Below are 24,060 nucleotides of genomic sequence, written 5' to 3'. Positions count from 1 at the left end.
GGGTTCAGCGTCAGAGGTCACTCAGGCGGCCCGACGTGGATGCCCGGGACAAGCCCGGGCATGACGGCCGTCAGGGGAACGGAAGCGCGCGCCGTTACCCTGCGTGCCTCACTGGCTGATGGACACCGGCGAGAAGTCCACGAACCAGCTCTTGGGCTGCACGAAGCCGGTGATCTTCGGGCTCAGCGCGCGCGGGCCCACATCGTGGGCGACCCAGAGGAAGGCGGCATCGTCCACCGAGGCGGCGTGCAGCTCGGCGAGGGCGGCATCACGTGCGGCGGGATCGAAGGAGTTGCGCGCCTTCTTCACCAGCTCGTCGAACTTGGGGTTGTTGATGTAGCCCCAGTTGTTGGACACCGGCGGCGCCATGCCGGACTGGAGAAAGCGCACCATGGCGAAGAACGGGTCCATGGCCGCATAGGTGATGTTCACCGCGTTGGAGCCGTTGGCGGACGGGTCCTTCGCGCCCTTGCGCCAGTTGGTGAACAGCGTGTTCCACTCGATCACATCGAGCTTCACGTCGAAATAGCATTCGGCCAGCGCCTGCTGCAGGTATTCGTTCATGGGAAGCGGCAGCATCTGGCCGGATCCCGAGGCCGAGGTCTGCGTCGTCACCTTCAGCTTCTTGTCGGGGCCGAACCCGGCCTCCTTCATCAGCTTCTGGCCTTCCTTCACATCATACTTGATCTGGAAGGTGGGGTTGCCGCGCCAGGGATGGCCGGGCTCCACGGTGCCGGTGGCGGGAGCCATGAGGCCGCCGAGCAGGCCCTCCTTCATCCCTTCGCGGTCGATGCACAGGTTCGCCGCCTTGCGCACCCGGATGTCGTTCCACGGCGAGCCCTCGATGCGGGAGAACTGCCAGGGCCAGACGTGGGGCTGCTCGTTCGCCTCGATCTTGAAGCCGCGAGACTTCAGCTGGGGCAGGGCGTCGGGCGCGGGGGCCTCGATCCAGTCCACCTGCCCGGCGAGGAGGGCGGCGGTGCGGGCGTTGGCCTCGGGCATGGGCAGGAGCACCATGCGGTCGGTCTTCGGGATGCGGTTCTTGTCCCAGTAGGCGGCGTTCTTCACCAGCTCCAGCCGCTCGCGCGGCACGAAGGCGGCCATCTTCCATGGGCCGGTGCCGGAGGCACTGCGGGCGAAGATGGTCCAGGCCGCGGCGGCCTTCGCCTTGGCGTCGGCGCCCTCCGCCGTCTCATAGAGCTTCTGCCAGTGGGCAGGGCTCGCCATGAACAGGTTGGTGAGGTTGTAGGGCAGGAAGGAGTCGGGCTCGGCGGTGGTCAGCTCCACCGTCAAATCGTCGATCTTCTTCGCCGAGCGCAGGGTTGGCATGCGCGAGGCGGTGACGCCCACCTGGCTGGCATCGAACTGGGGTGCCTCCTTGTTGAGCACCTTGTCCACGTTCCACACCACGGCATCGGCGTTGAACGGCGAGCCGTCATGGAAGGTCACGCCGGGGCGCAGCTTGAAGATCCACTTGGTCTTGTCCTGATCGTCCACCTTCCACTCGGTGGCGAGGCCGGGGACGAGGACGCTGGGCTTGGTGGCCGAGGACAGGTCCCACAGCACCAGCGCGTCATACATGGTGAGGCCGGTGAAGCGGTTGCCCTCGAAACCCTGGTCGGGCTGGCCGAGGGTGCGCGGAATATCGGCTGCCGTCATGCCGATGCGCAGGGTGGTCTCCGCAGCGGCAAAGCCCGGTGCCAGAAGGGCCGGGACGGCGATGGCGCCCCCCGTGGCCACGAGAAAGGCGGCCGTCCTCAGGAGGCGGCTGGCCGGGCTGTTGCGCAGGTCTTTCTTGAGCATCGTCGAGTCCTCTTCGGCGCGATGCCCATGCTGGCTAGCAACCCCTGTGCCACGGCGCAGAAGCCGTCCCGATCCTTTGTGCCGCTACGGAATGCTTGAAACAGTTCGTCGTCAAATCATCGACAAATTGCATGATTGCCTATCAATTGGGCAAATGCGGTTCATCGCATGCATTTTGGGTCGAGAGGCGTGCGGGACGCTTTTCAGGCCGGCCCCCGGATGCTTCCTTTGGGGCGGGTAGGGGGAGGGCGCTTTGAAGATTCTGGTCCTGAACGCGAATACCAGCGAGGCCGTGACCGATCGCATGGTGGCGGCGCTGAACCGTCGTGCGCCCGCAGGCGTCGAACTTGCCGGCGTCACGGCCAGCTTCGGCCAGCCCTATGTCACCACGCGCCAGTCGGCGGCGGTGGCGGGCCATGCGGCGCTGGAGGCGGTGGCTGCGGCCGTGGCGAAGGAGCAGGAGGAAGGGCGTCCCCCCTTCGATGCCGCCCTCTATGCCTGCTTCGGCGAGCCGGGCCTGGAGGCGCTGCGCGGCACCTTCGCCTTTCCCTTCGCCGGCATGGCCGAGGCGAGCATCCTCGCCGCGCTCCAATTGGGCGAACGCTTCTCCATCGTGGTGCCGGACGGCGAATGGCCCGCCATGCTGCGCGAGCTGATGCGCCGCACCCATCTGGACGGACGCTGCGCCGGCATCGCCATGGTGCCCGGCGACGCCCTCGCTCTGTCCGCCCGCCATGCGGACGGCTCGTCGGACAAGACCTGGGCGGTGGCGCGGGTGGTGGAGGAGACCATCGCCGCACAGGCGCCGGACGTGCTCATCCTCGGCGGCGCGGCGCTGGCCGGCTACGCCGCCGAGATCGAGGTCGCCGCGCCCCTGCCCATCATCGATTCCCTCGAAGCCGGATTCGAGCAGGCGCTGGCCCTCGCCCGGCTCGGCTCATGCCGCAGGGAGAGGCGCTGAGCGGCGGACTGGGGCTTGGCCTTGCAGGGGATTTTCTGTCGTGCCGCGCCGGGCGGGCTGCTATAGGCGGCAGGCCGGCGCCTCCGCGCGACCGGTGCCCGTCCCCGCGTGAGGGGCGGCTGCCGCAGCGAGTTCCCCTTGATCGTCGATCCCCTCTTCTATGCCGCCGCCGTGCCGGCCACCATTGTGGTGGGCCTCTCCAAGGGCGGCTTCACCGGCCTTTCGGTGCTGGGCCAGCCCATTCTGGCGCTGGTGATGTCGCCCATCCAGGCGGCCGCCATCATCCTGCCGGTGCTGATCGTCCAGGACGTGGTGAGCCTCTACGCCTACTGGCGCCGCTGGAGCCGGAAGGAGCTGCTGCGCACCCTTCCGGGCGCCCTCGCCGGCATCGTGCTCGGCTATCTGCTTGCGGCCTCCGTGTCCGACGCGGCGGTGGCCTTCGGCATCGGCGTGCTCTCGGTGGTGGAAGCGGTGCGCGCCTTCCTGTCGCGGCGGCTGAAGCGAACGCCGGGGGAGTCGGGCCCCATCGCCGCCGCGGTGTGGAGCGCCGTCTCCGGCTTCACCAGCATGATCGCCAATGCGGGTGGTCCGCCGCTGATGATCTATCTGCTGCGGCGCCCGCTCCCCGTGCAGCAGTTCGCGGCGACGGCCACCGCCTTCTTCGCGGTGGTGAACTGGGTGAAGCTGCCGTTCTTCCTCGCGCTGGGCCAGATCTCATTCGAGAATCTCGCCACCTCGGCCGCGCTGATCCCCATTGCCGTGGTGTCGACCATGGCCGGCGTCTGGCTGGTGCGCCGCGTCTCACCGGCGCGCTTCTTCGGCCTCGTCTACACCATCCTCGCGGTGGTCGGCGTGAAGCTGATCTACGATGGGGTGACGCACTTCTGAAGGCGCATCACCTGCGCCTCAGGTCAGCGGCGTCGGCATCAGTCCCGCAACCGCCGGCCGCGCCTTCAGCCGTCCGTACCAGGCGGCAAGGTTGGGCAGATCGGGCCGTTCCAGCCCGGTGCCCTCCAGCGGCATGTTGAACCAGCGGTGGGCGCAGCAGGCGAGCGGAATGTCGGCGACGGTGAGGCCCTCGCCCACCAGATAAGTGCGACCGGCGAGCCCCGCCTCCACGATCGCCAGCGCCGCGCCGAGATTGGCGAAGGCCGGTGCGAGGGCCTTCGGATCGCGCTTTTCCGGCGCGGTGCGCACGATGCCCCATGTCAGCGCGCTCAGCGGCGCGGCGACGGTGCCGAGCTGGAAATCCATCCAACGCCCGGCTTCGGCCTGCGCGCGCAGGTCGGCGGGCATCAGCGCGCCGAGCCCGTGGCGGGTGGCGAGGTAGCGTACGATGGCGTTGGATTCCCACAGCACGAAGCCGTCATCGTCGATCACCGGCACCCGGCCCACCGGGTTCCTGGCCCGGAACTCCGGGGTATCCACCACGCCGAAGGCGCCACCGGCCTCGATCCGCTCGAAGGGCAAGCCAAGCTCCTGCGCGGTCCAGATCACCTTCTCGACGTTCACCGAATTGATGCGGCCCCAGACCTTCAGCATGGTCATATCCCGTCCTCTTTCGGCGCCCTTGTAGTCCCGTTCGCCTATCGGCGCGAGGCCGTCATCGCTCCGTGAAGGCGCGGGCCATGGCATCGGCGAGGGGGCGCAGCAGATAGCTCAGCACCGTGCGCGAGCCGGTGTGGAAGGCGACTTCCGCATCCATGCCCGGCTGGAGCCGGCTGCGCAGGTCGGCCGGCACGTCCGTCTCGTCCACGCCGACGCGGGCGAGGAAATAGGGCTGGTGGGTGGTCTCGTCCACCAGCCGATCGCGCGACACCGACGCGAGATGGCCGAGCACCATCGGCGTGGTCCGGCCGTGGAAAGCGGGAAAGCGCACTTCCACCGCCTCATGGAGGTCGAGGCGGTCGATGTCCTGCACGGGCACGCGGGCTTCCACCACCAGCGGCGCGTCCAGAGGCACGATCTCCAGCAGCGTATCGCCGGGGCGCACCACGGCGCCCACCGTGTAGATGCGCGGGTTGATGTTCTGCACGATCCCGCTGCTGGGAGCGCGGATCTCGATGCGCTCCAGCACGCTGCGGGTGACCTGAACTTTCTCCTTCAGCTCCGCCAGCTTCTCGCGGATATCGAGCAACTGGGAGCCGACATCTTCCGCCCGCTGCTGCGTGAGCTGGACGATCTGCATCTTCTGCTCGCCGATGGAGCCGCGCGCCTTGGCCTCGTCGGCAATGTTGCGGCCCACGAGCCCGTCCAGCCGCGCCTTTTCCCGCTCGAGCGAGGAGACGCGCGACTTGTTGACGAGGTGCTTGCGCTCCAGCTCGCGCACGGCGGTCAGTTCGTCTTCGACGAAGACCAATTGCTGCCGGGCCGAAGCGCGTTCCTGGGCAAGTCCCTCCAGCTCATGGCCGAGCTGGAGGATGCGGCCGTTCAGGATGTCGATCTGGCTCTGGAAGGCGGCGCGGCGGTCGCGGAACTGGGCGATCTGGTCGGCCATGGCCTCCCGGACGGCGGGCACGCGGGCGAGTTCCAGAAGCTCGGGCGGGAAGGTGATGGCGGGAGCATCGTCCCGTTCGGCGACGAGGCGGGCTTCCAGGGCCAGAGCGGCGCGTCGCTGGGCGAGGGCGGCCTCGTCATTGGCCCGCGACTGGGTGGGATCGAGCCGGAACAGGGTTTCGTCCCGTCCCACCTTCTGCCCCTCCTGCACCAGGATGGCGGCGACGATGCCGCCTTCCAGATGCTGCACCACCTGCCGCTTGCTCTCCACGCCGATCACGCCCGGTGCGACCACCGCACCGTCGACGCGGGCCATCGCCGCCCACCCGCCCAAGCCGAGGAAGGTGACGGCGATCAGAGCGTAGCCCGCGAGCGCGACGCTGCGATAGCCCGAGGGCGTCCGGGGCGAGGCGCCGGCGAAGGGACGGTCGGGAAAGGCGGGCGAGGTCATGCGCGCCTCACGGCTGGTTCGCCGGACCGGCCGACGAGGCCGGCGCGGTGCCGAGGCCGGCGACGGATTTGCGGACGCGAACAGTCGGTGCGCTACCCCCGGCAGAGGCTGCGGGCTGGGGCATCTGCGTGGGCGCCGAACCCTGGGCGACGCGCTTCATCACCTCGTCGCGTGGGCCGAAGGCGAGGGCAGTGCCATCCTTGAGCGCGAGCACGAGATCGCATTGGGCCAAAGCGGCCGGCCTGTGGGTGATGAGTACCACCGTCCGGCGCGCCGCCTTCAACTGCTTCAGCGCCTCGGTGAGCGCGGCTTCGCCGGCCGGATCGAGACTGGCATTGGGCTCATCCAGCACGATCAGCGCCGGCAGGCCGAACACCGCGCGGGCAAGGCCGATGCGTTGGCGCTGCCCGCCGGACAAGGCGAGGCCGCCGTCGCCGATCTCGGTATTGTAGCCCTGCGGCAGCTGCTGGATCATCTCATGGACCCCGGCGAGCTGCGCCGCCGCCACCACGGCCTCCGGCTCGGCGGCGGTGAAGCGGGCGATATTCTCGGCGATGGTGCCGGCGAACAGCTCCACGTCCTGCGGCAGGTAGCCGACATGGCGGCCGAGCTGCTCCTCGTCCCAATGGGCAAGGTCCGATCCGTCGAGCCGCAGTGCGCCTGACGCGGCCGGCCACACGCCGACCAGCGCTCGCGCGAGGGTGGACTTGCCGGCCGCCGTCGGGCCGATGACGCCGAGGGCGCTGCCGGCGTCGAGCCGGAACGACAGCTGCCGCAGCACCGCCGTCTCGCGGCCCGGCGCCCGCACGAACAGGTTCTCCACGCTCACCGCCCCCGTGGGTTCCGGCAGGCGCAGCCGCTCGGGCGGGGGAGGGGCGGCGCGCAGCAGCAGCTGGATGCGGCCATAGGCGGTGCGCATGTTCACCACCGATTTCCAGTTGCTCACTGCCTGCTCGATGGGCTGGATGCAGCGGCCCACCAGGATGGAGCCGGCGATGATCATGCCGGGCGAAATCTGCTTCTGGATGGCGAGCCAGGCGCCGAGCCCGAGCACGATGCTCTGCACCAGCGCCCGGTTGAACTTGGTGATGCCGATGAGAAGCGCGCCTCGGTCGCCGGCCCGGCTCTGCCAGCCCATGGCGCCCTCGTGCGCCTCGCTCCAGCGCGCGCGCAGGGCCTTCGACATGCCCATGGCCTTGAGCACTTCCGCATTGCGCAGGGTGGCCGTGGCGAGGGCATTGGCCTTGATGCCGGCGCGGCCCGCTTCGGCGAGGCTCTCGCGGGTGGCGCGGTTGTTCAGCACCGCGAGGAAGCCGGAGATCAGGCAGCTCGCCACCGCCAGCACGCCGTAATAGGGGTGCAGCAGCGTCGCGCAGATCATGTAGATGGGCACCCACGGCACATCGCACAAAGCGGCGAGGCCGGCGCCGGCATAGAAGTCGCGCACGGTGTCGAGGTCGCGCAGCGCCTGCGCCTGTCCATTGCCCGGCGCGCGCAGCGCCATGCGGCGCACGGCATCGAAGACGTCCGCCGCCACCTTGGTGTCGAAGGCGATGCCGGCCCGCTCCAGCAGGCGGGACCTCAACCCTTCCAGCGCCGCCCACACCAGATAGAGGAAGGCGGTGATGAGGGTGAGCAGCACCAGCGTCTCGATGCTGCGGCTGCCGAGCACCCGGTCATAGACCTGCATCATGTAGATGGAGGCGTTGAGGCCGAGGAGGTTGATGAAGAAGCTGAACACCACGACGCTGACGAAAGCCGGCCGGATCGTCCGCAGAGCACGGTCCAGCGCCGTCGGTGCGCCCGAGGCGGCTGGCTCTCTCGATCCCGTTACGCTCATGCCCCGGCGTCTCCGGCCCGGCTGGGGCCAATGCTCGCATGGCGCGCAAGGGCGCCAAGCCTTCCTTTTATGCGGCGGGAGCGGCCGGCGGAAGCGGTGGAAGGGGCAGCCGCGGCTCAAATTGCATTGCCGTTAGGGGAGGCTGATCCGGCCGCGAACGCCTTCGACTTCGCCACAATGGGATGCGAGGATGACGGCACGGAAAGACCATGGCCCGCATCTTCGCCTTCCTCGTCGTCTTCATCTCGCTGCTGGGCGCGGCGCCCTGGCTCGTGCCCGTGGCGAAGGAGAGCGCGAAGCTGATCGCCGCCCGCGACGATCCCGCCGCCCTCGCCGATCTCGGTCTTCGCGCCTTCACGGGGGAGGACGCGGCGCGCGCCATCGCGGCGGCGCTGGCGGAGGACGATACCGCCCTCGCCACCTCCTATCTCGCTTTGGCCGATGCCCGGCACCTCGCCGTTCCCCCGGAGCTGCGCAAGCAGGTGGAGGCGGCCAATGGCACGACGGCGCAGGCGCTGCATTCCGCCAAGGCGTTCGGCATGGGCTTCATCACCGGCCAGCCCAATGATCTCGCCGGCCTCGCGGGGGCGGCGACGAGCGACCTAATGGTCTGGGGCGACATCCGCGACGCCGGCCGCGAGGGCCTGAAGATGGCCCGCGGGGAGGAACCGGATCAGCTCATTCTCGGCCTGTCGGCAGTAGGCATCGCCGTCACCGCGGGAACTTACGCCACCGTGGGCGCGAGCCTGCCGGTGCGTATGGGCATCTCGCTGGTGAAGGTGGCGAAGCGCACCGGCCGCCTCTCCGCCGGCCTGCTGCGCAGCTTCACCCGGGCAGCCCGGGAAAGCGTGGACTTCGTGGCTCTGCGCCGTCTCCTCTCCGGCTCGGCAGCGGTGGACGGGGCGGCGGTGAAGAGCGTGGTGCGCACCGATCGCCTCGCCACCCTCACCCGGATGCTGGACGACACCGCCCGCATCGAGGCCAAGGCCGGCACCCGCGCCGCGCTGGAAGGCCTGAAGGTGGCCGAGGGCGGCCGCGACCTCTCCCGCGTCGCCCGGCTCGCCGACGCCAAGGGCGCGCAAACGCTCGCCATCCTGAAGACGCTGGGGCGCGGCGCCATCGCCATCACCAGCCTGCTGTTCCACCTCATCTGGTGGGGCTTCCTCGCGGTCTTCTATCTCTTCGCGCTGGTGTCCAGCTTCAATTCCTTCTGCGTCGCCTGCGCCCGCCGGACGTGGCGGCACAAGCGGCGCCGGCGGGAGGCGCCTCGGGGCGCTGCGCGCGGAAAGCTGTTCGTGCGGCGCGCGCCGGTTGTTGCGCCCATGGCGGAGGTCGCGGTGCCGGCAACCGCCGCCGCCGATGTCATCGCTGAGGCAACCCGCGACGTCCTCGCCGCCACGGAGGCGGTGCGCGCGCTGGGACAGGAGGAGACCGGCGGGGAGTTGGCAGGCGGGGAGGGACCTTCTAGTTTCCCGGCCCGCGCGCCCGAGCGGCGCGCGGCTCCCCTGCTCGCCGTTCCCCGCGAAGGTCCCTCATGCCCCATTTCTCCTCCGACGGTGTCGATATCGCCTATCTCGATCAGGGTGCCGGCGAGCCGGTCCTCCTGATCCACGGCTTCGCCTCCACCAAGGAGATCAACTGGGTCGGCCCCTCCTGGACCAAGACGCTCACCGAGGCGGGCTATCGCGTCATCGCCTTCGACCATCGCGGCCATGGGGAATCCGAAAAGCTCTACGATCCCGCCCTCTACGACACCCGCCTGATGGCGGAGGACGCCCACAACCTGCTCCGGCATCTCGGCCTCGAGCGGGCGGACGTGATCGGCTATTCCATGGGCGCGCGGGTCGCCGCCCAGATGGCGCTGCATTTTCCCCATGCGGTGCGCTCGGCCATCTTCGGCGGTCTCGGCATCCACCTCGTGGAAGGCGCGGGCCTGCCGCAGACGGTGGCAGACGCGCTGGAGGCGCCGAGCCTCGACGACGTCGCGGACCCCATGGGCCGCATGTTCCGCGCCTTCGCCGATGCCAACAAGGCGGACCTGAAGGCACTCGCCGCCTGCATCCGCGGCTCGCGGCAGGTGCTGACGCGCGAGGAGGTGGGGCGCATCTTCCAGCCGGTGATGGTCGCCATCGGCACCCGCGATGCGGTGGCCGGCGCCGCTGCGCCGCTGGTGGCGCTGCTGCCGGACGGCACCCAGCTCGACATTCCCAACCGCGACCACAATCCCGCCGTGGGTGACAAGGTGTTCAAGCAGGGCGCTCTCGACTTCCTGAAGGCGCGCCCTTGACGCTGGCCGGCGGGAACCTCTCGCCTCGCCGCAGCATGTGCTAGAACAGGGGCAAGTCTGATCCCCGAGGAGGCAGAGATGCCGCAATTGCCGATGGTGTCGCAGGTACCGGTTTCACAGGTGCCGGAGACTGCCGTGCCGCGCGTGACGCGCCTTGGCACCGAGCGCTGGCACGATGTGGTGGACCCCGTATGGGCGCGCCTGCGCAACGAGGCCGAGGAGGCCGCCGAGCGCGAGCCGCTGCTCGCCGGATTCTTCACCAGCGCCATCCTCGGCCAGCCCAGCCTCGAAGCCGTGATCGGCGAGCGCATCGCCGCCCGTCTCGGCGACACCGACCTGCCGGGCTCCGCCATCCGCGCCGCCTGGCTCGATGCGGTGGCCCGGGACAAGGACATCTCCCAGGCCCTGCGCGCCGACGTGATGGCCGTGGTGGACCGCGACCCCGCCGCCGACCGCACGCTGGATCCGGTGCTCTATTTCAAGGGCTTCCACGCCATCCAGTCGCACCGGCTCGCCCACTTTCTGTGGAACAACGGGCACAAGGATTTCGCGCTCTACCTCCAGAGCCGCGCGTCGTCCGTCTTCGCCGTGGACATCCATCCCCAGGTGCCCATGGGCCGCGGCGTGTTCTTCGACCATGCCACCGGCATCGTCATCGGCGCGACGGCGGTGATCGAGGATGACGTTTCCATCCTCCAGGGCGTGACGCTGGGCGGCACCGGCAAGGAAAGCGGCGACCGCCATCCCAAGATCCGCCGCGGCGTGCTCATCGGCGCCGGCGCCAAGGTGCTCGGCAATATCGAGGTGGGCCGCTGCGCCCGTGTCGCCGCCGGCTCCGTGGTGCTGAAGCCGGTGCCGCGCAATTCGACCGTCGCCGGCATCCCGGCCAAGGTGGTGGGCGAGGCCGGCTGCGCCGAGCCTTCGCGCTCCATGGACCAGATGTTCGAGGACAACATCTGGTCCGGTGCGGACATCTGACCCCGCCGGCTTGAACGCGCACCCGATGGCGGCCATAAGGCGGCCATCCGCTCTCAGGAGGACACCCCTTGGACAAGACCGAGATCGAGCAGGTGCAGCGTTATATGCGGAACCTCTTCAACAATCCGCAGATCAACGTGGCAGCCCGCGCGAAGCCGAAGGGCAGCGCCGAGGTGTTCCTCGGCGAGGAAGCGATCGGCACTCTGGACAAGGACGAGGAGGACGGCGAGCTTTCCTATCATTTCCGCATGCCGGTTCTGGACAAGGACGCTCCCAGCTACCTCCGCACCAAGTTCGGCAACCCGAAGTTCAAGGTGGTCGCCTTCGCCAAGTCCAAGGACACCGCCGAGGTCTATCTCGGCGATGATGCCATCGGCACTCTCACCAAGGACGAGGAAAAGGGGAAGGCCACGCAGAACTTCCGCATGGCTATCTTCGAGACCGACCTCGAGTGAGCCTGCGACAGGCGCGGGCGTCCAGCGGGACGCTTGCGCCCGGCCCTGAACGCGCTACACCTCTGGCATATTGAATCCAGAGGGGAGGGCGCCGTGGCGCTGCTGGAGGTCTCCGGGGAGCGGTTCAGGGTGGAGGTGACGGGGCCGGAGGGCGCGCCGCCGCTCATCCTCTCCCATTCCCTCGGCTGCACGCTCGGCATGTGGGACGAGGTGGTGCCGCTGTTCGCGGGCCGCCGCGTCATCCGCTACGACGCCCGCGGCCATGGCGAGAGCGCCGCGCCCGACCAGGTCTATTCCATGGGCGACCTCGGCCGCGACGTGCTGGCGATCATGGACCGGCTGAACCTCGCCGCCGCTGATTTCTGCGGCCTGTCGCTGGGCGGCATGGTGGGCCAGTGGCTGGCACTGAACGCGCCCCAGCGCCTCACCCGGCTCATCCTGTCCAACACCACCGCCCATGCCGGCCCAGCGCGCTTCTGGGATCACCGCATCAAGGCGGTGCGCAAGGACGGCACCGGCCCCATCGCCGATTCCGTCATCGACAGCTGGTTCACGTCCGAGTTCAAGGCGCAGCGCCCCGCCCGCGTGGTGGAGGTCCGTGCGATGGTCACGGGCACGAAGCCTTCCGGCTACATGGGCACCAGCGCCGCCATGCGCGACATGGATTTCCGCACCGACGTGGCGCGCATCGCCACCCAGACGCTGGTCATCGTCTCCGACGGCGATCGCTCGACGCCACCGGCCTGGGGCGAGGCCATCGCCGCGGCCATTCCCGGCGCGAAGCTGGCGCGCCTGCCGGGCGGGCACCTCTCCGCCATCGAGCAGCCGGAGGCATTTGTGCGGACCGTCTCGGCGTTCCTCGCATAGGCGCGCGCTCGCGTCGCGCCGGCCGGGCGTGACATCGCCCGGCGCTTGTGGAAGATGCCGCGAATGCGTGGAGGCGCGGCATGGCATCCCATCAGAGCGGTCACGGCCACGATCACGACGACCACGATAGCCAAGACCAAGACCAAGACCACGCCGGCCATTCGCACGGCCACGGCGGGCACGGCCATTCCCACGCCCCGCCGGATTCGCTGCGGGCCTTCGCCATCGGTGCCGGGCTGAACCTCGGCTTCGTCGTCATCGAGGCAGGGTTCGGCTTCATGTCCGGCTCGCTCGCCCTTCTGGCGGATGCGGGCCACAATCTCTCCGACGTGCTCGGCCTGCTGCTCGCCTGGGGTGCCGCATGGCTGTCGCGCCGGGCGCCGACGGCGAAGCACACCTACGGCTACGGTCGTTCCTCCATCCTCGCCGCGCTCGCCAATGCGACGCTGCTGCTGGTCGCCACCGGCGGCATCATCCTGGAAGCCTTCGGCCGGATCGCCGATCCCGAGCCGATCCAGACCGGAATCGTGATGGTGGTGGCGCTGGTGGGCGTCGGCGTGAACATCGGCACGGCGCTTTTGTTCATGGCGGGGCGCAAGGGCGATCTGAACGTCCGGGGCGCGTTCGTGCACATGGTGGCGGACGGCGCGATCTCGCTGGGCGTGGTGATCGCCGGTGCGGTGATCGCGCTCACCGGGTGGCTGTGGCTGGACCCGGTGGTGTCGCTGGCGATCTCCGTCGCCATCATCGCCGGCACATGGGGCCTGCTGCGGGACAGCGTGAACCTCGCCATGGACATGGTGCCGGAGGGCGTCGACGCCGCGGAGGTGGAGGCCTATCTCGCCGCGCGGCCGGGCGTGAGCGAGGTGCACGACCTGCACATCTGGGGCCTAAGCACCACCTCGGTGGCGCTCAGCGCCCATCTGGTGCGGCCCGGCGCGACGCTGGACGATGATTTTCTGTCGGAGACGTGCGCGGAGCTGAAAGCCCGCTTCGGCATCGTCCACCCGGTGCTGCAGGTGGAGGAGGGGCGCATGGAATGCGCCCTCGCGCCGAGGGACGTGGTGTAAAGCCGATCGCCCGCACGCGGCGGGCGACGGGCGAAATCAGGCCGCCTTCGGCGCCTGCAACCCTTCCAGTGCCTCGCGGGCGATGGGCTGAAGTCCCTCGCCGCCGTGCGCCACATGCTCGGCGATCTTGGAGCGCATGCGCGGGTCCCAGAACTTCTTGATGTGCGTGCGCGTCGCCTCCACAGCCGCCTCGTGCTTCTGCGCGGCGAAGGCGGTGGCGATCTGGTTGGCCATATAGACCAGCTTCTCGGTGGAGTTATGCGACATGGTCCCGTTCCGATGAAGCGGGCGCGATGCGCCCGGGATGGGTGAAAATCTCAAAGCCGTCATCGCGCACGATGGCGGCAAGGGTGATGCCAGCAGCCTCTGCCGTGCGGATGGCGAGCGAAGTCGGGGCGGACACCGCGGCGATGACGCCCACGCCCAGCACCGCCGCCTTCTGCACCATCTCGATGGAGACGCGGCTGGTGAGCAGCAGCAGCCCCCGCGCGGTGTCGAAGCCGGCGTCGGCGGCCATGCCGACGAGCTTGTCCAAGGCGTTGTGGCGGCCCACATCCTCCGCCAGCGCTAGGATGCCCCGGCCGGGTTCGAAATAGGCGGCGGCGTGCACCGCGCGGGTCTCGCGGTTCAGCGCCTGAAGCGGGCCGAGGGTCGCCATGGCGCCCAGCACCACGTCCGGCGCGAAGACGGCCGTGGCGGTGATATGGGCGGCGGGCTTCACTGCCTCGGCGAGGCTTTCCACCCCGCACAGGCCGCAGCCGGTGGGGCCGGCGAGCGCCCGGCGCCGGGCGGAGAGATGCTTCATCTTCTCCTCGGCGATCCACATGCGCGCCTCGATGCCCTCATCGACGACGATCACATCGCGGGAGAGGATCTCCTCCTTCGCCGCGACGATGCCCTCGGTGAGGGCAAAGCCCAGCGCGAAGGCGGCGATGTCGGTGGGGCTCGCCATCATCACTGCATGGGTGGTGCCATTGAAGGTGAGGGCGACCGGCACTTCCTCGGGCACCGCCCGGGTGCCGGAGGAGACCTGCCCGTCCCGCAGCTGCACGCGCTCCACCCGCCGCGCCGGAGGGGGCGCGGGGAGGTCTGAGGGGAGCGGGCAGGCGGGGGTGTCGGTCATGGCATTCTTCAGATGGGGGCACCCGAGGGCAGCTGGAAGGGGGCGGCTCCGCCTAGGCTCCCCTCTCCCCTTGCGGGAGAGGGGCTGGGGGTGAGGGGGGAGGGCCTTTCCGTCCGGCACCGTACCAGGCCGGTAGAAACCCCTCACCCCGGCCCTCTCCCGCAAGGGGAGAGGGAGCGCGAAGGGAGGGGCTGGCACCTGTCTCCGCCGGGGGGCAGCCGGGAGGAGCCTATGCTTGTCGCCGCCTCACTCTGCCGCGATGCGGCGGCTGGTGCGGCTGAGGTTCTCGTACTCCTCCTGCCACTGGGTCGGGCCGTTGGAGGGCGAGACCTGCACCGCCGTCACCTTGTATTCGGGGCAGTTGGTGGCCCAGTCCGAATAGTCGGTGGTCACCACGTTGGCCTGCGTCACCGGGTGATGGAAGGTGGTGTAGACCACGCCCGGGGCGACGCGATCGGAGATCACAGCGCGCAGCGAGGTGGAGCCGGCGCGGCTGTCCAGCTTCACGAAGTCGCCGTCGCGGATGCCGCGGACCTCGGCGTCGTGGGCATGGATCTCCAGCACGTCCTCCGGGTGCCAGACCACGTTCTCGGTGCGCCGGGTCTGGGCGCCCACGTTGTACTGGCTGAGGATGCGGCCGGTGGTGAGCAGCAGCGGGAAGCGCGGCCCGGTCTTCTCGTCGGTGGGCACGTACTCGGTGAGCATGAACTTGCCCTTGCCGCGCACGAAGCCGCCGATGTGCATGATCGGGGTGCCTTCCGGCGCCTTCTCGTTGCAGGGCCACTGCACCGAGCCCATCTCGTCGAGCAGCTTGTAGTTCACGCCGGCGAACGAGGGCGTCAGCGCCGCGATCTCGTCCATGATCTCGCCGGGGTGGCTGTAGGTCATGGGGAAGCCCAGGGCGTTCGACAGCATCTGGGTGACTTCCCAGTCCGCATAGCCGTTCTTCGGCGCCATGACCTTGCGGATGCGCTGGATGCGGCGCTCGGCATTGGTGAAGGTGCCGTCCTTCTCAAGGAAGGAGCAGCCCGGCAGGAAGACGTGGGCGTAGTTGGCGGTCTCGTTCAGGAACAGGTCCTGCACCACCAGGCACTCCAGCGCGGCAAGGCCGGCCGAGACATGCTTGGTGTCGGGGTCGGACTGGAGGATGTCCTCGCCCTGCACGTACATGCCCTTGTAGGTGCCCTCGACCGCCGCATCGAACATGTTGGGGATGCGCAGGCCCGGCTCGTCGTCGAGCCCGACGCCCCACAGGGCTTCGAAGGACGCGCGGGTGGCGTCGTCCGAGATGTGGCGGTAGCCCGGCAGCTCGTGTGGGAACGAGCCCATGTCGCACGAGCCCTGCACGTTGTTCTGGCCACGCAGCGGGTTCACGCCCACGCCGTTGCGGCCGATGTTGCCGGTGGCCATGGCGAGGTTGGCAATGGCGATGACGGTGGTCGAGCCCTGCGAATGCTCGGTCACGCCCAGGCCGTAATAGATCGCACCGTTGCCGCCGGTGGCATAGAGCCGGGCGGCGCCGCGCACCGCGTCAGCCGGAACACCGGTGTACTTCTCCACCGCCTCGGGGGAGTGGCGCTCCTCGGCGACGAAGGCGGCCCATTCCTGGAACTCCTCCCAGTCGCAGCGCTCGCGCACGAACTGCTCGTTGACGAGACCCTCGGTGACGATGACGTGGGCCATGGCCGTCACGATCGCCACGTTGGTGCCGGGGCGCAGCGGCAGGTGGTAGGCCGCCTCGATGTGGGGCGAGCGCACCACGTCGGTGCGGCGGGGGTCCACCACGATGAGCTTGGCGCCCTGGCGCAGCCGCTTCTTGAGGCGCGAGCCGAACACCGGGTGGCCGTCGGTCGGGTTGGCGCCGATGATGAGCACAACGTCGGACTCTTCGATGCTGTCAAAGTCCTGCGTGCCGGCCGAGGTGCCGTAGGTCACGGACAGGCCGTAGCCGGTGGGCGAGTGGCAGACGCGGGCGCAGGTGTCCACGTTGTTGTTGCCGAAGCCGCCGCGGATCAGCTTCTGGACGAGGTAGGTCTCCTCGTTGGTGCAGCGCGAGGAGGTGATGCCACCCACCGAGCGCTTGCCGTACTTCTCCTGGATGCGCTTGAACTCGGAGGCGGCGTAGGCGATGGCCTCCTCATAGCTCACTTCCTTCCACGGCTCGTGGATGGAGGAGCGGATCATGGGCTTCAGGATGCGGTCCTGGTGGACGGCATAGCCATAGGCGAAGCGGCCCTTGACGCAGGAATGGCCCCGGTTCGCCTTGCCGTCCTTGTAGGGCACCATGCGCACCAGCTCGTCGCCGCGCATCTCGGCCTTGAACGTGCAGCCGACGCCGCAATAGGCGCAGGTCGTCACCACCGAATGCTCGGGGGTGCCGATGTTGTACATGGCCTTCTCGTTCAGCGTCGCGGTCGGGCAGGACTGCACGCAGGCGCCGCAGGAGACGCACTCCGAGGTGAGGAAGCTCTCGTCCATGCCGGGCGAGACGCGGCTGTCGAAGCCACGGCCGGAGATGGTGAGCGCGAACGTGCCCTGCACTTCCTCGCAGGCGCGGACGCAGCGATTGCAGACGATGCACTTCGACTTTTCATAGGTGAAATAGGGGTTGGACTCGTCCTTCCCGAGCTTCGTGTGGTTCTCGCCCTCGTAGCCGTAGCGCACGTCGCGCAGGCCGACGACGCCGGCCATGTCCTGCAGCTCGCAATCGCCGTTGGCGGAGCAGGTCAGGCAGTCCAGCGGGTGGTCGGAGATGTAGAGCTCCATCACCCCCTTGCGGATCTTCTTGAGCCGCTCGGTCTGGGTCTTCACCACGATGCCGTCCGCCACGGGGGTGGTGCAGGAGGCGGGGGTGCCGTTGCGGCCCTCGATCTCGACGAGGCACAGACGGCAGGAGCCGAAGGCGTCGAGCATGTCGGTGGCGCAGAGCTTGGGGATCTGGTTCCCCACCTCCATCGCGGCGCGCATGATGGAAGTGCCTTCCGGCACCTGCACGGTCATGCCGTCGATGGTGAGCGTGACCAGCTTCTCCGACTTGGAAGCCGGCGTGCCGTAGTCGATTTCATGGACGAGGGACATGTCGTTCCTCCAATTATTCTGCGGCGGCCGGCAGCTTCGGCGTGGCGCCGAAGTCTTCCGGGAAATGGGTGAGGGCGCTGACGACGGGGTAGGGCGTGAATCCGCCGAGCGCGCAGAGCGAGCCGAGCTTCATGGTGTGGCAGAGGTCTTCCAGCAGCGCGAGGTTCTGCTCACGCTTCTCGCCGGCGACGATCTTGTCGATGGTCTCGACGCCACGGGTGGAGCCGATTCGGCAGGGCGTGCACTTGCCGCAGCTCTCGTGGGCGCAGAACTCCATGGCGAACTTGGCCATGTGAGCCATGTCCACCGTGTCGTCGAACACCACGATGCCGCCATGGCCGATGAGCGCGTCCTTGGCCGCGAAGGCCTCGTAGTCGAACGGCGTGTCGAACTGGTGCACCGGCAGGTAGGCACCCAGCGGCCCGCCTGCCTGCACCGCCTTCACGGGACGGCCGGAGGCCGTGCCGCCGCCGATCTCGTTGACAAGCTCGCCCAGCGAGATGCCGAACGCCGTCTCGAACAGGCCGCCATGCTTGATGTTGCCGGCGAGCTGGATGGGCATGGTGCCGCGTGAGCGGCCCATGCCGAAGTCGCGATAGAACTTGCCGCCCTTGTCGAGGATGATCGGCACGGTGGCGAGGGAGACGAGGTTGTTGATGACGGTGGGCTTGCCGAACAGGCCCACATGCGCCGGCAGCGGCGGCTTGGCGCGCACGAGGCCGCGCTTGCCTTCCAGGCTTTCGAGCAGCGAGGTTTCCTCGCCGCACACATAGGCGCCGGCGCCCATGCGCATTTCCATGTCGAAGGAGACGCCGGAGCCGAGGATGTTGTCGCCGAGCAGCCCCGCCATGCGGGCCTTCTCGATGGCCTTCTCCATCACCACGAAGGCGAGGGGATATTCCGAGCGGCAATAGACGAAGCCCTTGGTCGCGCCCACGGCGAGGCCGGCGATGGTCATGCCCTCGATGAGGCAGTAGGGGTCCGCCTCCATGATGAGGCGGTCGGCGAACGTGCCCGAGTCGCCCTCGTCGGCGTTGCAGACGATGTACTTCTGGTCGGCCGGGGCGGCGGCGACGGTGCGCCACTTGATGCCGGTCGGGAAGCCTGCGCCGCCGCGGCCGCGCAGGCCGCTCTCGAACACCTCTTCCACCGTCCCGGACGGTCCCAGCTCCAGCGCGCGCTTCAGGCCGCGATAGCCGCCGTGGGCCTCGTACTCGGTGAGGGAGAGCGGGTCGATGATGCCGATGCGGGCGAAGGTGAGCCGCGTCTGCTTCTTCAGCCAGGGCAGCTCGTCCACCACGCCGATGCATTTGGGATGGTCGGCGCCATGCAGGAAGCCGGCGTGCAGAAGCTCGTCCACCTCGGCGGGCGTGACGGGGCCGTAGCCGATGCGGCCGCGCTCGGTCTCGATCTCCACCAGCGGCTCCAGCCAGAACATGCCGCGCGAGCCGTTGCGGGTGATGTCGGCGGTGATGCCACGGGCGAGAAGGCCGGCTTCAAGCCGCTTGGCGACGCGGTCGGCGCCGCAGGCGATGGCAGTGGCGTCGTTGGGAACGAAGATGCGGGGGGACTTCATCACACCTCTCCGAAGTGCTTGCCGGCGGCGACGCACTCGGCGATTTCGTCGACCGTAGCGCGGTCGAGGCGGCCGACCAGCTGCCCGTCCACGAGGGCGGAGGGGGCACAGGCGCACAGGCCGAGGCAGTAGATGGGTTCGAGCGTCACGCGGCCATCGGCCGAGGTCTCGCCCATGGAGACGCCCAGCTTCGCCTCCGCGTAGGCGGTGAGGGCTGTGCTGCCCATGGACTGGCACGCCTCGGCGGCACAGAGCTTCACCACCGTGCGGCCCGGCGGCTCGCGGCGGAAGTCGTGATAGAAGGTAAGGACGCCGTAGACCTCGGCGCGGGAGAGATTGAGCGTCTCCGCGATCATCGGCACCACGGGATCGGGCACGAAGCCGAACGTCTCCTGCATGGCGTGCAGGATCGGCATGGTCGCCCCGTCGAGATGCTTGTGCTCCGCGATCACCTGCGCTGCGCGCTCGGTGCTCCAATCCTCATAGACCGCCATGGACGTCTCACTTTCCCCAACTGACCGAGGCCGCGTTGCCGCTGCTTCGTGTTGCTTGGGGGAAAGTGTGTCATACGCGGCCCTTCAATCAAGGCAGCTGTGGGATGTTGCGATAGAACATCTCTATCAAGCGGCGCCCGTTCGAGGCGCGCCGGAACCGGAAATCAAGGCGCTGGCCTGCGTCATTCCGGTCAGTCTGGGATGGTTCTTGGTATATTGATCGTGTTTTTCTATGCGGACACGGTTTTGGGAGCGGCCATGGCCGCCCCAAATTATTGCATTGCAGCAATTGCCGGATCGGTCACCGTGGCCTGCTCCAGCTTCGGAGCGATACGTCGTGCTTCCGCTACGAGAGCTGCCGTGATCGGCGTGGTCGGCTCCCGATGGGGCACCACGAGGCCGATGGAGTGGGAGATGTCCGGCTCCAGGATCGGAATCGACCGCACGGTGGAGGTGAGCCCCAGCGAATCCGCGAGCATGGCCGGCATCACGCTGGACCAAAGCCCCGTGCGCACATGGGTGAACAGCACGATCATGGAATTGGATTCGAGCGTCGGCTTGTGGCTGGCACCGGCGGCGGCGAGGAGGTTGTCCACGATGCGCCGGTTCTGCATGTCCGGGGTGAGGAGGGCGAGCTGCAACTCCGCCACCTCCGCCCAGGTCACGCTCTCGCGGTCGCCATACTTGGCATCGGCCGCCGTCACGAGGCGGTAGCGCTCGCGATAGAGCGGCACCGTGTTCACCCGGCCGAGCGGCTCGTTGTCGAGATAGGTGAGGCCCGCGTCGATCTCCAGATTTTCCAGGTGGTTCAGGATTTCGATGGAGGTGCGCGAGATCACCGTGAAGCGCACGTCCGGATGGCGGGCGCGGAACGGGGTCGTCAGCGCCGCCACCATGGGCAGGGCCGTGGGAATGGCGGCGATGCGCAGGGGGCCGGCGAGGCCGCGCTTCAGCGCGTCGATGTCCTGCCGCATGGCGCGGCTGTCGGCCACGATGCGCCGCGCCCATTCCAGCGTCCGCTCGCCCTCGGGGGTGAAGCCCATGAAGCGGGAGCCGCGCTGCACCAGCAGCACCCCCAGCGTGTCCTCCAGCTGCTTGATGCCGGCGGAGAGGGTGGGCTGGGTGACGCCGCAGGCTTCGGCGGCCCGGCCGAAATGGCGTTCACGGGCAAGAGCGATCAGGTATTCGAGCTTGTCTATCATGCCGCCATATCAGTGCGGCGGGCGGTGGCGCGCAAGGCGGCTTCGTTGCCGCACCGCAGCGCTGGCGGAGGTCATCCACTGCCGCAGCGCGACACGGGAAACATCGCTGCCGTCGGTTGCGGTAAGCCGAAGGTGTATTTGCTGATTCGCGCAATCCCACTCTCGCGAACGTGACCTTGAGCACGGGAACCGTCCACCGGCAATTAAGGTTATATTAGGGATGGCGATGGTGCGGCGGACCATCAGCCGGAATCGGGGAGAGGGAGTCCCGCGATGCTCCGCGTAGCCAATGGGTCTGTTCTGATTTCTGTGGTCGTGATGCTGTTCGCCACCCTGCTGGTCGCGACGCCCACCCTTGCCTTCCTTATGCAGCCGCACGAGCACCCGGCCGAAACGCCTAGGCCGCCTGTTCGCAGCGTATCCGCATTCGCCTGAGATCATATCGCGATGGAGCTTGTCCGTGGCTTGCGCGGACAGGCTACCGGGCGATATCGCACGTCCTGAGCCCCATGCCCCGGGGCATCTTCACGCGCGGGCAACCGCGCCAAATTCGATGCCAGCGCCTTCGGCCCGAACGTCCGCTGCCCTGACCGGCATCGAACGTCGGGCGGAATGATCGGAGCGCCGCACACGTCTTCGGCCTGAGCGGGCATCTCGCCAGCCATGGCCTCGAAACGGCGTGTGGCCGCGGTGAGACGCGGTGACGCCCTGGGATGCGAAGAGCCTGGGATGGGGTGGAAAATGGCAGATCAAGCTGGGCAAGGTGCACCACAGGCCGAAAATACTGGCGAGCGTGCGCTTCCATCGGCACGCGGCCGGGAAGACGGGCTGCTGGCGCTGATGGTGGCCTTCGCCTTGGGCCTTGCGCTGGCGCTCGTGCCCTTCGGCAGCGATGCGAGAGCGCAGTCGCGGGGGATGTTCCCCTCGCATGGCGGGTCGCCCCTGACGGACTTTTTCTCTGCCCTGTTCGGCGCTCGCCCGACCTATCGGTCCAGCGAGCAGCCCCGCATCATCGTCACCCCGCGCATGCTTGATGCGGCGCCGAGTTCCAGCGGCGGTGGCCACGGCTACTGCGTGCGCACCTGCGACGGGCGGTATTTCCCGCTCGCCGGCCGCGCCGGGGTGGAGAAGAGTGATCTCGCCCAATGCGCCGCCTTCTGTCCGGCCGCGAAGATGACCGTGGTGAGCACCTCGGATCCCGCGCGCGGGATCGAGGGAGCCGTCACCCGCGAGGGCAAGCCCTATTCGGAACTGCCCAATGCCTATGTCTACCGTCAGCGCCTCGTCGAGGGCTGCACCTGCAACGGCAAGGTCGGCGGCCTCACCCATGTGGATGTCATGGAAGACCCCACGCTGAAGCGCGGCGATGTGGTGATGACCGCCGAGGGCACCCGGGTCTTCACCGGCAAGACCAAGGGGCCACCCTATCGCGCGGCGGACTTCGTCGAGCCGTCCCGTTTCCCCGAGCTGCCGCGATCCATGCGCGCGCGCCTCGACGAACTCACGGTAGCCTCGCGATAGGCGTTACCGGCGCTTCGACGCCTGCCGGGCGGTGTTGAGGGCCACGGCGGCCCGAATCAGGGCCTTGAACGCCTCGGGCTCCACCTCTTTCCCTTCATGAATGTCGATGGCCCGGCGGGTGCCGCCGCCGAGGCCCGCATTGAAAAGCCCGCTCGGATCATTCAGCGCCGCGCCGTGGGCGAAGGTCAGCTTCACATAGGTCTTGTAGACCTCCCCGGTGCAGAGGATGCCGTCATGATCCCATGTGGGCACGCCGGACGGATTGGTGGGCTTCACCCACTTCACTGCCTCGGTCACCTCAGGATCGGCTTCGTGGATCAGGGCGCGCACGCGGGCGAGGGCGTCGCCGCGCCAGTCCTTCAGTCCCGCAATCCTGGCGTCAATGCGGGCCGCAGGGGCATCGAGGTCGCTCATTCATCCTGTTCGGCTGTGCGAGAGGCGGCGCGCGTCCGACCGGATGACTTATACGGCCGCCCGGCTGCGCGCGGATTTGCGGCTACGACGGACGGTGCCATCGGACGGAGCGGCATTGGCTTCGATCGCCGGAGCGTCGCCGGTGGATGCCTCTTCTTCGGCATTGCCGTCGGCCGGACCGAGCAGGGCGCGGATGCGGGACGCGAGATCGCCGCCGGCGCCATCCGCCACGGCCTGACGGATGGGCGAGCCGTTGCCCTCCAGCCGGGCGGTGAGGGCGGCGAGGCGCGCCGCGAGGTCGGTCATGCTTTCGCGCAGGATCGCGTTGTCGGCACCGTCCGCAGCAGGGACTTCGCTCGCGAGCGGGGCGGGCGCCGTATTGCCGTCGTCCCGGCGGCGCTGCACTGCCTCTTCCATGAGGGCGTGGTCGGCCTTGAGCATGCGCAGGGCATCCTCAAGCCGCCGGTTCTCGGCCTCGGCCGCGCCGAACTCGCTGGCGCGCCGCTGCTCGAAGGCGTGGACGACGGCGCGGTTGGCGTCAAGGTCGGCCTCCGCCATGGCGAGCGTCTGGGCGAGCCGGTCGCGCTCGGCCTCCAGAACGGCGATGGTCTGCGCCCGCGCCTCGCTCTCGACCACCTTGAGGGCAAGGGCTTCCTGCGCCTCGGTGAGATCGGTGGAAAGCTCGGTCGCGGCTTGGGCCGCGATGGCACGGGCCTCAAGGGTGGCGGCGCGCTCGGCTTCAAGGGTGGCGGACGTTTCCTCGAGCCGGCGGGCGGTGTCGGTGAGGCGCGCGCTCAGGCTCTCCACGTCCGCTTCGAGGGCAGTAACGCGGGTGCGGGCGGCGGCAAGCGCCTCCTCGCGGGCCTTCAAGGCCTCGGCCTGGGCGCGGGCATCCCCGGTGAGGGTGCCGTGGGCGGCTTCCAGCGCGGCGAGGGCGGCAACCCGATCGGCCAGCGCCTCTTCCAGGCGGGCGACGGTGGCGGTGCGGTCGGCGAGCTGGTCCTGCGTTTCGCCCAAAAGCACATCGCGCTCGGCGCTGGTGGCTTGCAGGAATGTGTGCTGGGCCTGGAGGGTCTTCAGTTCGCCCTCCAGCTCGAAGGTGCGCTGGCGCTGGGTCTCGATGGTGGCGGCGTTGGCGACGATGGTGTCGCGCATGGCGTCGGATTGCAGCTCCAGCCGCCGCTGGTTGAGGGCGAAGAATGCGCGTTGCTGGTCCTTGTCGGCCTGCACCTCGAAGATGGAGATGGGCACCGCCGCCTCCACCCTTTTGGTGGTGAGCCGGACGGCCCGGTGCCAGACCGCGGGCAGCACGAGCAAAGCCACGAGCGTTGCGATCAGCACGCCCAGCATGAAGTACATGATCTGCTCGATCACGCGCGCACTCGCCCTTTGCCTAGAGGCCACATCGGCGACGCCGCCCTGCGACCGAGCCTTCCGCCCGCCG

Annotated in this window: 21 protein-coding genes; 9 read left to right on the top strand and 12 right to left on the bottom strand. The window is 68.8% G+C overall.

Annotated features, from left to right (window positions below):
- Positions 1–108: 108 nt before the first annotated feature.
- Positions 109–1,803: an ABC transporter substrate-binding protein gene (locus EJ105_RS12840; protein WP_250166643.1), complete on the bottom strand. Its 1,695-nt coding sequence runs from the start codon at positions 1,801–1,803 to the stop codon at positions 109–111.
- 253 nt (positions 1,804–2,056) lie between these two features.
- Between EJ105_RS12840 and EJ105_RS12835 the strand changes: the two genes are divergently transcribed.
- Positions 2,057–2,764, top strand: a complete 708-nt coding sequence (locus EJ105_RS12835) for an aspartate/glutamate racemase family protein (RefSeq protein ID WP_250166642.1) — start codon at positions 2,057–2,059, stop codon at positions 2,762–2,764.
- A gap of 138 nt (positions 2,765–2,902) precedes the next feature.
- The gene (locus EJ105_RS12830) at positions 2,903–3,652 is read left to right on the top strand and encodes a sulfite exporter TauE/SafE family protein (protein WP_250166641.1); all 750 of its coding nucleotides are present in this window, start codon (positions 2,903–2,905) and stop codon (positions 3,650–3,652) included.
- An 18-nt stretch (positions 3,653–3,670) separates the two neighbouring features.
- On the opposite strand, the gene EJ105_RS12825 is transcribed toward EJ105_RS12830, so the two are convergent.
- From EJ105_RS12825 to EJ105_RS12815, 3 genes are read right to left on the bottom strand one after another with little or no spacing between them, the layout of a single operon-like run.
- Positions 3,671–4,312, bottom strand: coding sequence for a glutathione S-transferase family protein (locus EJ105_RS12825; protein ID WP_250166640.1), 642 nt, complete (start codon positions 4,310–4,312; stop codon positions 3,671–3,673).
- A 55-nt stretch (positions 4,313–4,367) separates the two neighbouring features.
- The gene (locus tag EJ105_RS12820) at positions 4,368–5,711 is read right to left on the bottom strand and encodes an HlyD family type I secretion periplasmic adaptor subunit (RefSeq protein WP_250166639.1); all 1,344 of its coding nucleotides are present in this window, start codon (positions 5,709–5,711) and stop codon (positions 4,368–4,370) included.
- A gap of 7 nt (positions 5,712–5,718) precedes the next feature.
- Positions 5,719–7,551, bottom strand: coding sequence for a type I secretion system permease/ATPase (locus tag EJ105_RS12815; RefSeq protein ID WP_250166638.1), 1,833 nt, complete (start codon positions 7,549–7,551; stop codon positions 5,719–5,721).
- A gap of 209 nt (positions 7,552–7,760) precedes the next feature.
- Between EJ105_RS12815 and EJ105_RS12810 the strand changes: the two genes are divergently transcribed.
- From EJ105_RS12810 to EJ105_RS12785, 6 genes are all read left to right on the top strand, one after another.
- Positions 7,761–9,158, top strand: a complete 1,398-nt coding sequence (locus EJ105_RS12810; protein ID WP_250166637.1) for a hypothetical protein — start codon at positions 7,761–7,763, stop codon at positions 9,156–9,158.
- The gene (locus EJ105_RS12805) at positions 9,086–9,838 is read left to right on the top strand and encodes an alpha/beta fold hydrolase (protein ID WP_250166636.1); all 753 of its coding nucleotides are present in this window, start codon (positions 9,086–9,088) and stop codon (positions 9,836–9,838) included. The genes EJ105_RS12810 and EJ105_RS12805 overlap by 73 nt, the downstream gene beginning before the upstream one ends.
- A gap of 78 nt (positions 9,839–9,916) precedes the next feature.
- Entirely contained in the window at positions 9,917–10,816 is a 900-nt protein-coding gene (gene cysE, locus EJ105_RS12800) for a serine O-acetyltransferase (protein WP_250166635.1), read from the top strand.
- Between the two features lie 68 nt (positions 10,817–10,884).
- Positions 10,885–11,271, top strand: coding sequence for a DUF3126 family protein (locus EJ105_RS12795; protein ID WP_024279618.1), 387 nt, complete (start codon positions 10,885–10,887; stop codon positions 11,269–11,271).
- Between the two features lie 93 nt (positions 11,272–11,364).
- Positions 11,365–12,138: a 3-oxoadipate enol-lactonase gene (gene pcaD, locus EJ105_RS12790; protein WP_250166634.1), complete on the top strand. Its 774-nt coding sequence runs from the start codon at positions 11,365–11,367 to the stop codon at positions 12,136–12,138.
- A gap of 80 nt (positions 12,139–12,218) precedes the next feature.
- On the top strand, positions 12,219–13,208 hold the full coding sequence (locus tag EJ105_RS12785) for a cation diffusion facilitator family transporter (protein ID WP_250166633.1): 990 nt from the start codon (positions 12,219–12,221) through the stop codon (positions 13,206–13,208).
- A 36-nt stretch (positions 13,209–13,244) separates the two neighbouring features.
- On the opposite strand, the gene EJ105_RS12780 is transcribed toward EJ105_RS12785, so the two are convergent.
- The 6 genes from EJ105_RS12780 to EJ105_RS12755 form a co-directional block, all read right to left on the bottom strand.
- Positions 13,245–13,475 carry a formate dehydrogenase subunit delta gene (locus EJ105_RS12780; RefSeq protein WP_024279615.1) on the bottom strand — a complete coding sequence of 77 codons (231 nt, stop codon included), beginning with the start codon at positions 13,473–13,475 and terminating at the stop codon, positions 13,245–13,247.
- Positions 13,465–14,331: a formate dehydrogenase accessory sulfurtransferase FdhD gene (gene fdhD / locus EJ105_RS12775; protein ID WP_250166632.1), complete on the bottom strand. Its 867-nt coding sequence runs from the start codon at positions 14,329–14,331 to the stop codon at positions 13,465–13,467. Before fdhD ends, EJ105_RS12780 begins: the two co-directional genes overlap by 11 nt.
- Positions 14,332–14,577: 246 nt before the next feature.
- Positions 14,578–17,409, bottom strand: a complete 2,832-nt coding sequence (fdhF, locus tag EJ105_RS12770) for a formate dehydrogenase subunit alpha (RefSeq protein WP_250166631.1) — start codon at positions 17,407–17,409, stop codon at positions 14,578–14,580.
- 13 nt (positions 17,410–17,422) lie between these two features.
- Positions 17,423–18,985: a formate dehydrogenase beta subunit gene (locus EJ105_RS12765; protein WP_250166630.1), complete on the bottom strand. Its 1,563-nt coding sequence runs from the start codon at positions 18,983–18,985 to the stop codon at positions 17,423–17,425.
- Positions 18,985–19,479 (bottom strand): formate dehydrogenase subunit gamma, encoded by a 495-nt coding sequence (locus EJ105_RS12760; RefSeq protein ID WP_250166629.1) that lies wholly within the window; start codon positions 19,477–19,479, stop codon positions 18,985–18,987. The genes EJ105_RS12765 and EJ105_RS12760 overlap by 1 nt, the downstream gene beginning before the upstream one ends.
- A 272-nt stretch (positions 19,480–19,751) precedes the next feature.
- The gene (locus EJ105_RS12755) at positions 19,752–20,681 is read right to left on the bottom strand and encodes a LysR family transcriptional regulator (protein WP_024279610.1); all 930 of its coding nucleotides are present in this window, start codon (positions 20,679–20,681) and stop codon (positions 19,752–19,754) included.
- A gap of 741 nt (positions 20,682–21,422) precedes the next feature.
- On the opposite strand from EJ105_RS12755, the gene EJ105_RS12750 reads away from it, so the two are divergent.
- Complete coding sequence (locus tag EJ105_RS12750) at positions 21,423–22,202, top strand: DUF2865 domain-containing protein (protein WP_250166628.1); 780 nt, start codon at positions 21,423–21,425, stop codon at positions 22,200–22,202.
- 3 nt (positions 22,203–22,205) lie between these two features.
- On the opposite strand, the gene EJ105_RS12745 is transcribed toward EJ105_RS12750, so the two are convergent.
- The gene (locus tag EJ105_RS12745; protein WP_250166627.1) at positions 22,206–22,616 is read right to left on the bottom strand and encodes a DUF1801 domain-containing protein; all 411 of its coding nucleotides are present in this window, start codon (positions 22,614–22,616) and stop codon (positions 22,206–22,208) included.
- 48 nt (positions 22,617–22,664) lie between these two features.
- On the bottom strand, positions 22,665–23,990 hold the full coding sequence (locus EJ105_RS12740; RefSeq protein WP_250166626.1) for a coiled-coil domain-containing protein: 1,326 nt from the start codon (positions 23,988–23,990) through the stop codon (positions 22,665–22,667).
- Positions 23,991–24,060: the final 70 nt, after the last annotated feature.

This window comes from Xanthobacter aminoxidans, assembly GCF_023571765.1.
In the GTDB taxonomy this organism is placed as follows: domain Bacteria; phylum Pseudomonadota; class Alphaproteobacteria; order Rhizobiales; family Xanthobacteraceae; genus Xanthobacter; species Xanthobacter aminoxidans.
Note: the sequence above shows the minus strand (reverse complement) of the source record. Positions and strands in the feature narration are given on the sequence as shown.